Below are 15,288 nucleotides of genomic sequence, written 5' to 3' on the forward strand. Positions count from 1 at the left end.
TATCGCTAATACTTAAAAAGATCTGTCACCGTGTTTCGCTGCATAAATAAAAAAAAGTTGGCCATATGACCAACCTTTTTCTCTAAAGCGTAGCGATTACATCCGCTCTAACGTCTCAATACCTAACAGATCTAAACCTTGTTTAATGGTTTTAGCCGTGAGGGCGGCCAATTTTAAGCGGCTTTGTTTAATTGCTTCTTCATGGGCAACCAAAATTGGGCATGCTTCATAGAAGCTAGAAAATTGACCCGCCAATTCGAATAAGTAGCTACACATTATATGTGGCTGACCTTCACGAGCCACGGCTTGAACGGCTTCTTCAAACTGAAGCAATTTAGCGATCAAGGCTTTTTCTTTTTCCTCACTCACGATGATTTTGCCAGTGAGATTCTCCATCGCAACGCCTGCTTTAGCGAAAATAGAGGCTACTCGAGTATAAGCATACTGCATATAAGGCGCGGTATTGCCTTCAAAGGCGAGCATATTATCCCAGTCAAAGATGTAATCGGTGGTACGATGCTTTGACAAGTCGGCGTACTTCACGGCTGCCATCGCAACAGTGGTGGATATTTGTGCTTTTTCTTCGTTAGAAAGCTCTGGATTTTTTGCTTCAATTAAGGCTAATGCGCGATCTTCTGCTTCATCTAAAAGTGAAGCGAGACGAACGGTTCCACCGGCACGAGTTTTAAATGGCCGACCGTCTTTTCCTAGCATCATCCCAAAGGCATGGTGCTCAAGGCTGACCGTTTCGGGTACATACCCCGCTTTACGAACGATGGTCCAAGCTTGCATCAAGTGTTGATGCTGACGTGAATCAATAAAATATAAAACGCGATCAGCTCCTAATTGCTCATAGCGATATTTAGCACAGGCAATATCGGTGGTGGTATAGAGGAATCCACCGTCGCGTTTTTGGATAATGACGCCCATAGGCTCACCATCTTTGTTTTTAAACTCATCTAAAAAGACCACTTGTGCGCCATCATCCTCTTGCGCTAATCCTTTTTGTTTGAGGTCGGCAACAATGCCAGCCAGCATATCGTTATACATGCTTTCACCCATCACATTATCACGAGTGAGGGAAACGTTCAGGCGGTCATAGTTACGTTGATTTTGGATCATGGTCACGTCGACCAGTTTTTTCCACATGTCTAAGCAAAATGCATCACCGCTTTGTAGTTTTACCACATAGTTACGCGCTTTTTCAGCAAATGCTTCATCTTCATCGTACAGCTTTTTGGATTCACGGTAGAACGCTTCAAGATCAGCCAACTCCATGGAGACTTCGCCAGATTGCTGTTGGACTCGCTCAAGGTTAGCGATGAGCATACCAAACTGCGTGCCCCAGTCACCAATATGGTTAGCCCGAATCACGTTATGGCCGAGAAACTCAAGGGTACGGACGACAGCATCACCAATAATCGTAGAGCGCAAGTGCCCTACGTGCATTTCTTTAGCAACGTTGGGAGCCGAATAGTCAACCACAATGGTTTTTGGAGTGTCTTGGGTCACGCCTAAAGCGGCATCGACTAAAGCCAGTTCTGCTTGCTGTGCAAGAAATGACTCACACAGGAAAATATTAATAAAACCTGGGCCAGCGATTTCAGTTTTGCTCGCAATACCGTCTAAATCCAGAACGTCTAGAACTTTTTGTGCGAACTCTCGAGGATTCATGCCGAGTTTTTTGGCCGCGCCCATCACGCCATTTGCTTGATAGTCGCCAAATTGTGGTTTTGCGGATTGGCGTACCGCAGCAGGAGTCCCTGCCGGAGCGCCAGCGGCTTCAAGAGCCTGAGAGACTTTATCATTAATCAGTGCTTGAATATTCACACGCGTGTCCTTCAATTCCGAGAATTGGTGAGGTATGCATTAATGTCACACAAAAAAGGTGTGAATGCATATCTTGATCTTGTTCATAAATTAGCGGACATAATAACAATATTATGAAATCGCTTATAGAGTGAAAATTAGGAATTTTTCCACTTTCCAATGTAATGTTGGTAGCATGGTAGGTAAATTTGTTTTTTAGGTGACCAATATGTGTTGTGCATTGATGGAATCTGCCCTTCATCCTCAGCAAATGAAAAATCAATTACATGATTTCATGCTCAAAGTTCAGCAGCTTTGTCAGCATTTACAGATCGATCTCTCGCCCTTTTTATTGGATCACATTGCATTGAGAATCAATGACTGGTCATTAGCCGAAGCGGCACATCAAGCATGGTTGGCGCAAGGAAGTGTTGTTTCTGAGGCTGAAATTCATGGGCGGCCCATTATAGTGTTTTCCTTAAGCCAGCCTTTGCGCAGTCAAGGTTGGTCAATTGATTGCTTAGAGCTACCTTATCCGGCCAAGGGAAAGGTCTATCCTCAGCAAGGATGGGAACACGTCGAGTTTGTTGTTCCATCTTTAGCTGAAAGTGCAGAGGCATATCAACAAGATATTTTGCGCCAATTTCCATCATTGGCGAAGCAGTGGCAGCAATTGACTGAATTGGGGATTAAAACCAAACTTTCTTCGCCTCAAGGAAAGGGGGAGCGCCTGAGTAATCCTACCTTGGCGTTTAAATGGCAAGGTGTTTGTATAAAATTGCATCCTCATCGCTTAATGTCGATTATTCAATCAGAATGCTAACCTAAATCGTATGCTTTCGGGCGACGCTGAAATTGTGTGACTGATTCAATATTTTCTCCAAGTGTCAGTGACGGATGCTCGCGATGTGCATTACCTTGAGTATGCATAATTAAGCGATTGGCGGTTCTTGGTTTCAGCGTTTTGACAATAAAACGGATCATATCTGAGCGTTGAAGTTGCTTGAGCTCTTCCAGTACTTGTTCTCGCTGATCAAATGTTTGATCTTTATTGCCAATGGCAACCCATAAGCGCTGTGCTTTACTTCTTAATGTCGTATCCGGAGCGGCAATCTGATTCCATAACCCCCGTTTACTGCTGTGCCATTGATATTCATTTAATTCCAGTAACACCATGTAAAAGGCATTGAGAAATTCATCAATCGAACGGATCAATTCAGCAGGCGCAGCATTGGGAGATTGGACATACAAAACAATGCCAGGGTGACGATTGAGGGGCATATTTCCAGTACCGACCATATAACCGAGTTGCTGCTTGGTGCGTATTTCATGAAAGAATGTGGCTGACATTAAATGATTAGCTAGAGAATAAAGCGCTATCGTTCGCGGAGTGACTTGTTGAGATTGATAGTACACTACGATCGCTGAATCATCTTGATTGCAATTCATACCGTATTGGAATGTCCCACTCTCCCCAAGCATAACCAATGGTCGCAGTGATTCCTGATAAGATTGGTCTTTCACTCTTAAGGCATCTTTGAGCACTTCAGCCATCGCTTGTGCATCTTGCTGTTGCCAATCGCCGTAGACAAACATCTCGACATGGAGTTGAGTGAGAATTTGTTCGACAAAAGGTGCCAGTTCTTGACGTTCAATCGTTTCTAGCGCAGTCAGGAGTTCACTATAGGGAGGATTGTTTGGTTGTAATAAGCCTGTCAACGCATTAAATAGTTGTGATATTGGACGATCATGTGCCGCATTGCGCCAGTTTCGTTGTAATTGGTGTTTAACCGTTTGAAAACGATGTTCATTGAACTGACGTGTCGCAAATTTATCTAAAATCATTTTCATCAGTTGCGGCTGTTTTTGGCTAAAGCCGGACAATGACAAGGTAACGCCACCTTGATGAGCGTACATGTTGTAGCTCATTCCAGCAATTTCAGCTTGATAGGTTTCTTGTGCTAAGCCTTCAAGAAACATCTCTACACATAAACGAGTCATGACAATATTACGAATATTTGCAACCGAATGTGGGCTATCAATCGCGATATAAATAACCCCTTTAGGCACCCTGAATTCGGTTTCTTGCAGATGCCATAAACGAAAACCGGGTAATTCTTGTATGATTTGTGGTTGCTGAGAGCAAGACTCTAAAGGTTTGGGTTCTAACTGTTCGCAAATGAAAATATTTTTGGGTGGTAAATGCAATGGCCAGCGATTACCGGGTGAATCCCATTGTTTGAGTTGCTGTGCGTTCCATTTTTGGACCGAGTATGGGGTGTTATACCATTGAGCTTTACGATGGTAATGTAAACCTTGAGCGACTAAAGTGGCACGTAAATTTTTAGGTGTTAAATACGTTAAAATCTTCCGCAACAGAGTTTCATCATAAGCTTGCATCATGTAGTCACCATAGATGATATCTGCGGAGGCGTAATGCTGCATATTAATGACGAGGTGGCTCACTATATCTAAAGGCCGAGCATTTTCTTGAAAACGAAATGCGGCTTCAAGAACCGCTCTTTTTTCCATATATCGCCATTCATTAAGCCCTTGTTGACAAATGAGCTCTATCGTTTGAAACACAGCTTGGATAATCTCTTCAATATGTGCCAAACCCTGTTCTGTTAATGTACAACTGATGGAAAACTCACGATAATTACTGCCACTGGTTCCCCCTCCAGCAGAAAGCGATGTGATCCAATCTTGTGCTTTAAGCGCGATTAACAAACTGCCTTTGCCTTCATAGCCTAATAAATGAGCAAGATAAGAAAGAGGTTTGCGCTGATAATAAGCGTCGGTACTGGGCATGGGAAAGCTTAAGATGAGTTTGCGAATTTCTTTTAGCGGTTCAACATAAATCAAAAGGCCAGTGTGCTCTTCAGTAACGAACGGAGGCTCAATTCTTTTATTGGCTTGCTGTTTATTGATGATATTGCTGAATTTATCTATCACCCATGTTTCTAGCTCATCCAGTGGCTGTGGGCCTAACAGCGTGAGAGTCATAATATCAGCAGAGTAGTGGTTTTGATAAAAAGTGATGATTTCGTCGCGGATCGAGCCCCCTTGCCGATCGGCTAAGGTTGTTAGGTTTCCCACCGAAAATTTAGCAAACGGATGCGCTGGATTGATCGTTTCTTTTTGCACTTGATACAGGCGACGCGAGTCATCATTTAGCTTTAGCTTAAATTCAGAATCGACGGCTTGGCGTTCTTTATCCAAAGCCTCAGCATTAAATAGAGGGGCAATAAAAAACTGGCTAAATCGATCCAGTGCTTTTTCAAATAGATTGGCTGAAATATCAAAGAAAAAGCAACTATGTTCTGTCCCAGTCCAAGCATTATTACTGCCGCCATGTTGACTGATAAATGCTTGAAAATCACCTGGCTTTGGGTATTTTTGGGTGCCAAGAAATAACATGTGTTCTAAGTAGTGTGCCAGCCCTTGCCGATCGATAGGATCATCAAAATGTCCGACTTTAACCGCCAAAGCTGCGGCAGATTTTTGTGCATGGTCATCATGGATCAACAGCACCCGCAAACCATTCTTTAAAGTTAGATTGCGATAGCGATTGGTATCATTAGGGCTAATATGCACAAATTTCTCCGAACTGATAATTGAAGGGAAGAGCCGATCGAGTGTCAAAAATATCTCATTCGTGAGCTGTATGATAACCAAGAAATAACAATAAAGCTCAACACTACGCGTTGGAACGGTAACTGATACTAGTATGGGACTGAAATCAGGTGATGCCAATTGAGCAGTATGAATTTTTTGAGCAAATGAGCATTTTGAACATAGAAAAGTCTTTTAAACAGATTGTTATCTCAATCGAGGTCTTTGTATTTTATGCTGCTATAATCGTGGCTAATTGTGCCTAAATTGGCGAAGAAACCTGATTCTGATTGCTTAAAGTATAAGTCGTCATCAATCCTGTAGATTAGGTAAAGAGAATGAAAATAGTGATTATGCGCCATGGTGAAGCTCACCACTATGCAGCAAGCGATGCAGAACGTGCGTTAACCGATCGGGGTCGTAATGAATCGATCGCGGTTGCTCGTGTATGTGCTGAGCAGCAAAACCTGCATCAGTTTGATAAGGTGTTGTTGAGTCCTTATTTACGGGCCCAGCAAACATGGCAAGCGATTTCATGCTATTTTTCTGCCACTCGGGTGGAAACTTGTGACGATATTACGCCTTATGGACAAGCCGAGGCGGTATTCGATTACTTAGCAGCATTGATTGAAACGGAGCAATTAGAGAGTATTTTACTCGTCTCCCATCTTCCTTTGGTGGCCTACCTTAGTGCGGAATTTGTCGCTAACCTGCCTGCGCCTATGTTTCCAACCTCCGGCATTATATGTATTGAATACTCGTCATCGTCTCAGCAGGGACAAGTTCAGTGGAATGTGCATCCGTAACTGATAGCAAATAAGATTGCAAGTGATAAAAAACTGCCCTTATTGGCAGTTTTTTATATCGAAAAGTGGGGCATTGCGAATGATGAGTTGTATGAAGTCATATTTTTGACGATTTTCAGTGGACTAAAAATTGCATAAAAATAGCAAATAAAGCGGTAACATACCGTTACCTTGTGAACTATTTCAACTTATTGCTGCAGGCCTATGAAATTTACGCTGCCATTTGCGGATAAATTACCCAACATCCCTCAACGTAGCTTACCAGCGGTTGGTGCGCCGATCATGGTTTTGGCCACTTTGGCGATGGTGGTATTACCCATCCCCGCTTTTTTACTCGACTTATTTTTTACCTTTAACATTGCCCTCGCGATGGTCGTATTATTAGTGACTGTTTATACACGACGACCGCTTGATTTTGCAGCCTTCCCGACTGTGCTATTGATTGCAACCTTACTACGTTTAGCCTTGAACGTGGCTTCAACTCGAGTTGTTTTACTGCATGGTCATGAAGGTGCCGGAGCGGCGGGTAACGTTATTGAAGCCTTTGGTAGTGTGGTTATTGGCGGAAATTATGCCGTTGGTTTGGTTGTCTTTCTTATTCTGATGATCATTAACTTTATGGTCGTAACCAAAGGTGCGGGTCGTATTTCGGAGGTAAGCGCTCGCTTTACCTTAGATGCCTTACCCGGTAAGCAGATGGCGATTGATGCTGATTTAAATGCAGGCTTGATCGATCAAGAACAAGCGCGAACTCGACGTTTTGAAGTCACCAAAGAGGCCGATTTTTACGGCTCAATGGACGGTGCGTCTAAATTTGTTAAAGGGGATGCGATTGCTGGTATTCTGATCTTATTTATTAACATTGTTGGCGGGCTTATCATCGGTATGGTTCAGTATGATCTGAATTTTAGCCAGGCGATGGAAATATACATTTTATTAACCATTGGTGATGGCTTGGTGGCTCAAATTCCTTCATTGTTGCTTTCGATTGGCGCTGCGATCATGGTCACGCGTCAAAATACCGATGAAGATATGGGGCAACAGGTCATTTTTCAACTGTTTGATAACCCCAAAGCGTTAACGATTACTGCTGCTATCCTAGGTGTAATGGGGCTTGTCCCGGGTATGCCACATTTCTCTTTCTTAGGTTTAGCTGCCGTAGCGGGCGGTGCCGCTTATTGGCTCCAACGTAAGCAAGCAAAAGCGAAAGAAGATTCACAGGTTCCGGTAAAAAATCAATCAGAGGCAACAACGCCACGAGAACTCTCTTGGGATGATGTACAACCTGTTGATGTCATTGGCTTAGAAGTCGGTTATCGTTTAATACCGTTAGTTGACCGAGACCAAGGTGGCGAGTTACTGGAACGTGTCAAAGGGGTACGAAAAAAGCTTTCGCAAGACTTTGGTTTTTTGATTCCTCCGGTACATATTCGTGACAATTTAGAATTGACGCCGAACAGCTATCGGATCACCTTGATGGGGGTTGCGGTTGGTGAAGCGGAAATTCGACCTGATCAAGAGTTAGCGATTAACCCTGGACAAGTGTACGGCATGATTGATGGTGAGCAAACGTATGATCCTGCATTTGGTTTAGAAGCCATATGGATTAGAGAGGAGCAACGAGAGCACGCGCAAGCGTTAGGTTATACCGTGGTTGATTCATCAACGGTTCTCGCGACGCATCTTAGCCAGCTATTAACCAATAACGCCGCTCAGTTACTTGGCCACGAAGAGGTACAAAATCTATTAGAAATGCTCGGCCGAACAGCGCCAAGATTAGTCGATGGCTTTGTGCCTGATCAACTGCCACTTGGCACTATGGTAAAAGTGTTGCAAAACCTGCTCAACGAAGCGATTCCGATTCGAGATATTCGTACTATCGTACAGACTTTGGCTGAGTACGCGAGTAAGAGTCAAGAACCTGACATTTTAACCGCAGCAGTGCGCATCTCACTGAAACGATTAATTGTTCAGGAAATCAACGGCATAGAGCCTGAATTGCCGGTTATTACTTTGGTCCCTGAGCTGGAACAGATATTGCATCAAACTATGCAAGCCTCAGGAGGTGAGTCAGCGGGAATTGAACCTGGTTTAGCTGAACGCTTACAAATGGCACTGAGTCAAGCAACCCAAGAGCAAGAGCTCAAAGGCGAACCTGCTGTGTTGCTAACGTCTGGCGTGTTACGTTCGACCTTGGCCAAGTTTGTCAAAAATACAATCCCGAATTTGCGGGTTCTTTCCTATCAAGAAATCCCAGATGAAAAACAAATTCGAATTGTACAAGCGGTGGGAAATTAACCACCTTAACGTAAAGTACGGATATCTGCTTTGAAAATTAAACGATTTTTTGCCAAAGACATGAGAATGGCTCTGCTACAAGTTAAAGAAGAACTTGGTGCGGATGCTGTCATTATGTCCAATAAAAAAGTCGCAGGTGGCGTCGAAATAGTGGCGGCTGTGGATGGCGAACCCGCCTCAAATACGTCGCTAGCTACGAAGCAATATCGTGCGAATCCGCCTCAGAATAGCAATCGATCTGCTTCATTAACCTCAACGCCGACTCGACAATCCAGCCGAGAGCTTGCAGAGGATCGGGTCAGCTTACAACAAGCTAATCAGGCTAATGGCCACGGTATGACTGAGCGTTTTGCGAGCATGCTTAAACAATATAGCCATCACCAAACCTCTACAACGGAACCTCGTCAAGACACTGAAGATTCACTGACGGCATTGCTTAAGCGAAAACGTAGTTCAACCTCTTCTTATCAAAAAAACAATGAATCTATGTTCTCAAAAGGCGTCGATGAGAAAGGTGCAGCCTCACGGCAACGTGCTCGATTAGACCCCACTCGCTATGAGCAGAATCAAAGTGAAGACATTGCTCTTACTCCGAATGAACTCGAGATCATGCGAGAAGAGATGAACTCCATTCGTCGATTGCTAGAACACCAAGTTTCAGGATTAATGTGGCAAGAAGTTGAGCGACGAGAGCCGTTGCGTGCCATGTTAATTAAACGCTTAGAGCGGATGGGGTTATCGCTGGATCTTGCTGATCAGTTGGCCTGCTATATTCCCGAAGATACACCACCTCCCAAAGCTTGGAAGGCCTTATTAGGCTTAGTTTCAGATCAAATCCCCGTGGTCAAAAAAGATATTTTAAAACGGGGAGGTGTGGTTGCATTGCTAGGGCCTACTGGCGTTGGAAAAACAACCACTGTAGCAAAACTGGCCGCTCGTGCTGCGATGGAATATGGCTCCGATAATGTGGCTTTGATTACCACAGACACTTATCGGATAGGGGCTCATGAGCAGTTATCGATTTATGGCCGAATCATGGGATGCCCAGTAAGAGTTGCTAAAGATTCCAAAGAGTTAGCCGATGTAATCTCTCAGTTACGTCATCGACGATTAATTCTCGTTGATACAGCTGGAATGGGGCAACGTGATGTACGCCTTTCCGAGCAGTTAGATACTTTGATGCAAGAAAGCGGCGAAATGATTCATAGCTATTTAGTGCTTCCCGCTACAGCTCAGCGCAAGGTTCTGCAAGAAACCATCGAGCACTTTAGAAGAATTCCTCTTTCTGGGTGCATTATGACTAAGCTTGATGAATGTTTGAGCTTAGGTGAATTTGTCAGTGTTGTCGTTCAAAACGCGTTGCCGGTTGCTTATATCGCTAATGGGCAGCGTGTTCCTGAAGACATCGTGATTGCTCAGCCTAAATATATGGTAGCAAAAGCCAATGAGTTACTTGAGCAGTCGACAGAAAATGAACCTCATTACTGGAATAGTGATTCAGAGAGATTCTAGGCGGCGGACAGATATGACGGATAATATGATATATGATCAAGCAAGTGGCTTACGCCGTTTAACTCAACCTTCAGTCACCAAAGTGATCGCTGTCACGGGTGGGAAAGGTGGAGTGGGTAAGTCAAACGTGACGCTTGGGATGGCCATCTGTATGGCGCGCCAAGGGAAAAAAGTCATGGTACTGGACGCCGATTTAGGTCTAGCAAATATCGATGTAATGCTGGGGATTCGTCCTAAAAAAAATCTAGGGCACGTTTTGGCTGGCGAATGTGAGCTGAAAGACTCCATTGTTGAAGGGCCTCATGGAATAAAAATTATTCCGGCGACATCTGGAACTCAGTCGATGACGGAGCTTTCCCATGCCCAACACATTGGTTTGATTCGTGCGTTTGGTTCTTTAGAAGATGAAATGGATATTCTGCTTGTTGATACGGCAGCCGGAATTTCTGATATGGTTGTTAGCTTCTCGCGTGCGGCACAAGATGTTGTTGTGGTAGTATGCGATGAGCCCACATCAATCACTGATGCATATGCGCTGATCAAACTTTTAAGCAGAGAACACCAAGTTCAGCGATTTAAAATTGTCGCCAACATGGTGAGAAGCTATCGTGAAGGAAGAGAATTGTTTGCTAAATTAACATTAGTTACCGAACGATTCTTAAATGTGAGCTTGGAACTGGTCGCATGTATCCCGTTAGATGATAATGTACGTCAGGCTGTAAAAAGGCAAAAAATCGTTGTCGACGCCTTTCCACGCTCACCGGCCTCATTGGCAATTAGCTCATTGGCCAATAAAGCCTTAACTTGGCCGATCCCTCGGACGCCAAGTGGTCATTTAGAGTTTTTTGTGGAACGGTTATTAAACCGAACAGAAATAGTAGGGGAACCTTTTGGTGAATAAAGCGCTTACTTATGATCAATATGGACATATGACGAGTCAGAAGCTTTTTCTGGACCAATATGCGGTATTGGTCAAGCGTATTGCTCATCACTTAATTGGCCGTTTACCGCCGAGTGTTTTGATTGAAGACTTAATCCAAGCTGGAATGGTTGGCTTGCTTGAGGCACAAAAAAACTATGATGGAAGTAAGGGAGCGAGTTTTGAAACCTATGCCGGCATTCGCATTCGTGGCGCTATGTTGGATGATATCCGACGTGGGGACTGGGTACCACGCTCTGTACATAAACATAATCGAGAAATTAACCAAGCGATTGCTATACTCGAAGGTGAGTTAGGCCGAAATCCAACAGATTCAGAAGTTGCTCGACATTTATCCATGTCTCTCGAACACTATCATAGTGCACTCAATGATATTAATGGTTCTCGAATTGTCGGCATTGAAGATCTCGGTGTGTCCGATGATGCTATTTCACCGTTAGAAGATGGTGAAGATAATTCTCCTTTTCAGGGCGTCGCTGACGAAGCTTTTCGTAAAGCATTGGTTACGTCAATAAAATCGCTTCCTGAACGTGAAGCTTTAGTACTTTCGCTCTATTATGATGAAGAGCTAAACTTGAAAGAAATCGGTGAAGTAATTGGCGTGAGCGAGTCCCGCGTGAGCCAAATACTGAGCCAATCCATGCAACGTCTGCGAACCAAGTTAAGTTCCTGGACACAAAACGACTAAATATCACTGACTTTGAACTCAGTGGAGGCAATTTTGAATAAAAACATGAAGATCCTTATTGTTGATGATTTTTCAACAATGCGCCGTATCGTTAAAAACCTACTTCGTGATTTGGGTTTCAATAACACGCAAGAAGCAGATGATGGGTTGACGGCGTTGCCTATGCTTAAAAAAGGTGGTTTTGATTTCGTCGTCACTGACTGGAATATGCCGGGTATGCAAGGTATAGATTTACTGAGGAATATTCGTGCGGATGAAGAACTGAAACACTTGCCAGTGTTAATGATTACCGCAGAAGCAAAACGTGAACAAATAATTGAAGCGGCACAGGCTGGAGTCAATGGTTATATCGTAAAACCATTTACGGCTGCTACATTGAAAGAGAAGCTAGAGAAAATCTTTGAGCGTTTATAACGCTAACTTTTATCAATGTAGCAATAGCTATGAAGGCTAACATTATGAATGCCAAACGAATAGACTGCATAAGTAGAAATTTGTTAGCGATAACGGTATTTGATTCATTACGCGAGCAAGGCTAAAACAGGATGATTTCATTAGAACAAGCAAAAGAACTCGTTCAACTGCTAGAGGCAGGGCAGCAAGGTAGCGCCAACCAACTGGTTAAACAGATTTATGAATCTGAAGGAAACCCTGTGCTGCAGGAAATCGGTGTATTAACTCGCGATCTACATGATGCCATGCGGGAGTTTCATGTCGATGAACGGATGAGTCAGATTGCGAATGATGAAATCCCTGATGCGCGTGATCGACTGCATTACGTGATTGATAAAACAGAAGTTGCAGCCAATAAAACCATGGATGCTGTTGAGCGCTGTATGCCGATGGCTGACAACCTTCATGAAAGCTTATTGGTGATTCGTCCTCAATGGAATCAACTGATGCAAGGTCGAATCGAACTGAGTGAGTTTAAAGCCCTTTGTCATCGTATCGACGATCTCCTGTCTCAAGTCGAAGGTGATAGCTGCGAACTACGTGGGCAACTTACCGAGATCTTAATGGCGCAAGACTTCCAAGATTTAACGGGGCAAATCATCCGACGCGTGATCACATTAGTGAACGAAGTCGAAGGTCGTTTAGTGGATATTTTGACCGTATTTGGCAAGAATCAATTACAACAACAATCAGAAAACGTTGAAAAAGCAATTTGCGAACCTGAAGGACCGATTTTAAACCCTCATGAGCGCATTGATGCAGTTTCATCTCAAGACGAAGTCGATGATTTACTGTCGAGTCTTGGATTTTAGGGGTAACGTATGAGCTACGATTTAGACGAAGATATTCTTCAAGACTTTTTGGTTGAAGCCGGTGAGATTTTAGAGCTGCTATCAGAGCAGTTAGTGGAATTAGAAAATAATCCACAAGATCGAGACCTTCTTAATGCTATTTTCCGAGGTTTTCATACGGTAAAAGGTGGTGCGGGTTTCTTAGCGTTAACCGAGTTAGTTGAAACCTGTCATGGCGCAGAAAATGTGTTTGACTACTTACGGAATGGGCAGAGAAGCGTCACTGCGAGTTTGATGGATACCATGCTGCGTGCCCTTGATACGGTCAATGAACAATTTCAAGCGGTACAAAATCGTGAACCAGTGCAACCCGCTGATCCTCAATTAATTGAAGAGTTACACGCGCTATGTAAACCAGAGTCTGAAGATGAGCCTTCTGCTGATCAACAAACGCCTCCTGCGGCTGAAATTGAAGCAGTAATCGATGAGCCTGTGGTTGAAACTCCTGCAAGTACAGAAAGTACGGCATCCACTGAACATACTACGAGCAGTGGTTCGATTGATGATATCAGTGAAGATGAGTTTGAAAAACTGCTCGACGAACTGCATGGTAAAGGGCGAGCTCCGGGTGCAGAAACGAATACAGCCTCTGCAAGCACTGAGCCAAGTCCTTCAGCACCGACTAGTAGTTCTTCAAACAGTGATTCTTCAAGTGGTGATATCACCGATGATGAATTTGAAAAACTGCTCGATGAGTTACACGGCCAAGGCAAGGGGCCTTCTGTGCATGAGACATCTGCTTCATCAACGCCAGATAAAACATCAACAAATCCAGCGGCAAGCTCCAGTTTTAGTTCCGATAGTGATTTGATGACAGATGAAGAGTTTGAACGCTTATTAGATGAGTTACACGGCTCAGGTAAAGGGCCTTCTATCGATGAACTTGAAATGGCGACAAAGCCTGCTAGCGCGATCAGCCAATCATCAACGAGCGTAAGTCAAACGACAGATAGCAAAACTGCAGCCCAACCACCTGTGGAAAAAACTGCAGCCCAAACGCCTGTGGAAAAAGCTGCTTCGTCGGCTGTGACTTCTCCTGTAAAAGCGACCCCTACTGCTGAAAAACGTGAAGTTACGACAGCGGCGAGTCCGGTGAAAAAACCACAACAACAGGTTGAGGCCACAGTTCGAGTTGATACATCCACGCTCGATACCATTATGAATATGGTTGGTGAACTGGTTTTAGTTCGAAACCGTTTATTGAGCTTGGGACTAAATAGTAATGATGAAGAAATGTCTAAAGCGGTTTCGAATTTAGATGTTGTCACGGCAGATCTACAGGGTGCGGTGATGAAAACTCGCATGCAACCGATTAAAAAAGTATTTGGTCGCTTTCCTCGTGTCGTCCGTGATTTAGCTCGAACACTTAAAAAAGATATCGTGTTGGAATTACGCGGTGAAGAAACCGATCTAGATAAAAACCTAGTTGAGGCATTGGCCGATCCTCTGATTCACTTGGTTCGTAATTCAGTCGATCATGGTATAGAAATGCCCGATGATCGAGTGGCATCTGGCAAACCGCGCACCGGTAAAGTCATTTTATCTGCTTCCCAAGAGGGGGATCATATTGAGCTTGCTATCGTCGATGATGGTGGGGGTATGGACCCCGATAAATTGAGAGCGATTGCCGTGAAACGTGGCATGATGGACGAAGATGCCGCTTCTCGCTTAACCAATAAAGAATGCTTTAACCTTATCTTTATGCCTGGCTTCTCAAGTAAAGAGAAAATTTCAGATATCTCAGGCCGTGGTGTTGGGATGGATGTGGTTAAAACGGCAATTAATACGTTAAATGGTTCGATTGATATAGATTCAGAACTGGGTAAAGGCACCAAAATTACCATCAAAGTTCCCCTCACGTTAGCAATTCTACCCACCTTAATGGTAGGTGTTGCTGGGCATCCTTTTGCTTTGCCTCTAGCGAGTGTGAATGAAATATTCCATCTTGATTTAAGTCGTACGAACGTGGTTGATGGCCAATTAACCATTATTGTTCGTGATAAATCAATTCCCCTTTTCTATTTGCAAAATTGGTTAGCCCCACAAGCTGGCATGGTTGAAGCCCGTAAAGGGCATGGGCATGTTGTTATCGTACAGATAGGTAATCAACGCGTCGGCTTTGTGGTGGATACTCTAATTGGGCAGGAAGAAGTCGTGATTAAACCTCTCGATAAACTGCTTCAGGGGACACCAGGTATGGCCGGAGCGACGATTACCAGTGATGGGCATATTGCGCTGATATTGGATATATCTGATTTACTGAAAAAATACGCGGCAGCCTCGCGTTTTTAGTAGCGTTTCGCTACTTAATAATAA

11 protein-coding genes and 1 pseudogene are annotated in these 15,288 nt (G+C 43.8%); 10 read left to right on the forward strand and 2 right to left on the reverse strand.

Annotated elements, in window-relative coordinates; all coding sequences use genetic code 11:
• Positions 1–96 precede the first annotated feature (96 nt).
• Positions 97–1,830: an arginine--tRNA ligase gene (gene argS, locus FKN05_RS01115; RefSeq protein ID WP_170886628.1), complete on the reverse strand. Its 1,734-nt coding sequence runs from the start codon at positions 1,828–1,830 to the stop codon at positions 97–99.
• Positions 1,831–2,038: 208 nt separating this feature from the next.
• Between argS and FKN05_RS01120 the strand changes: the two genes are divergently transcribed.
• Positions 2,039–2,632, forward strand: a complete 594-nt coding sequence (locus FKN05_RS01120; protein ID WP_099611476.1) for a VOC family protein — start codon at positions 2,039–2,041, stop codon at positions 2,630–2,632.
• Here the strand turns inward: FKN05_RS01120 and FKN05_RS01125 are convergent.
• Positions 2,629–5,406: an insulinase family protein gene (locus tag FKN05_RS01125; RefSeq protein ID WP_170886629.1), complete on the reverse strand. Its 2,778-nt coding sequence runs from the start codon at positions 5,404–5,406 to the stop codon at positions 2,629–2,631. The genes FKN05_RS01120 and FKN05_RS01125 overlap by 4 nt on opposite strands.
• A gap of 356 nt (positions 5,407–5,762) precedes the next feature.
• Between FKN05_RS01125 and sixA the strand changes: the two genes are divergently transcribed.
• The 9 genes and pseudogenes from sixA to FKN05_RS01165 all read left to right on the forward strand — a co-directional run bounded on the left by sixA (position 5,763) and on the right by FKN05_RS01165 (position 15,264).
• On the forward strand, positions 5,763–6,230 hold the full coding sequence (gene sixA / locus FKN05_RS01130; RefSeq protein ID WP_170886631.1) for a phosphohistidine phosphatase SixA: 468 nt from the start codon (positions 5,763–5,765) through the stop codon (positions 6,228–6,230).
• A 204-nt stretch (positions 6,231–6,434) separates the two neighbouring features.
• Complete coding sequence (flhA, locus tag FKN05_RS01135; RefSeq protein ID WP_170886633.1) at positions 6,435–8,528, forward strand: flagellar biosynthesis protein FlhA; 2,094 nt, start codon at positions 6,435–6,437, stop codon at positions 8,526–8,528.
• 30 nt (positions 8,529–8,558) lie between these two features.
• Positions 8,559–8,975 (forward strand): annotated as a pseudogene (locus FKN05_RS16865) (flagellar biosynthesis protein FlhF); the annotation flags it as partial.
• A complete protein-coding gene (gene flhF / locus FKN05_RS01140; protein WP_524540891.1) occupies positions 8,961–10,040 on the forward strand; it encodes a flagellar biosynthesis GTPase FlhF in 1,080 nt (359 codons plus the stop codon). The pseudogene FKN05_RS16865 and the gene flhF, both read left to right, overlap by 15 nt.
• A gap of 13 nt (positions 10,041–10,053) precedes the next feature.
• Positions 10,054–10,941: a MinD/ParA family protein gene (locus FKN05_RS01145; RefSeq protein ID WP_161427355.1), complete on the forward strand. Its 888-nt coding sequence runs from the start codon at positions 10,054–10,056 to the stop codon at positions 10,939–10,941.
• On the forward strand, positions 10,934–11,668 hold the full coding sequence (locus FKN05_RS01150) for an RNA polymerase sigma factor FliA (protein WP_099611470.1): 735 nt from the start codon (positions 10,934–10,936) through the stop codon (positions 11,666–11,668). The genes FKN05_RS01145 and FKN05_RS01150 overlap by 8 nt, the downstream gene beginning before the upstream one ends.
• Before the next feature lie 45 nt (positions 11,669–11,713).
• A complete protein-coding gene (gene cheY / locus FKN05_RS01155; RefSeq protein ID WP_078925277.1) occupies positions 11,714–12,082 on the forward strand; it encodes a chemotaxis response regulator CheY in 369 nt (122 codons plus the stop codon).
• 131 nt (positions 12,083–12,213) lie between these two features.
• On the forward strand, positions 12,214–12,933 hold the full coding sequence (locus FKN05_RS01160; RefSeq protein WP_099611469.1) for a protein phosphatase CheZ: 720 nt from the start codon (positions 12,214–12,216) through the stop codon (positions 12,931–12,933).
• 9 nt (positions 12,934–12,942) lie between these two features.
• Complete coding sequence (locus FKN05_RS01165; protein ID WP_099611468.1) at positions 12,943–15,264, forward strand: chemotaxis protein CheA; 2,322 nt, start codon at positions 12,943–12,945, stop codon at positions 15,262–15,264.
• Positions 15,265–15,288: the final 24 nt, after the last annotated feature.

Origin of the sequence: Vibrio sp. 1-1(7) (genome assembly GCF_013048485.1) — a bacterium.
GTDB lineage: Bacteria > Pseudomonadota > Gammaproteobacteria > Enterobacterales > Vibrionaceae > Vibrio > Vibrio fujianensis.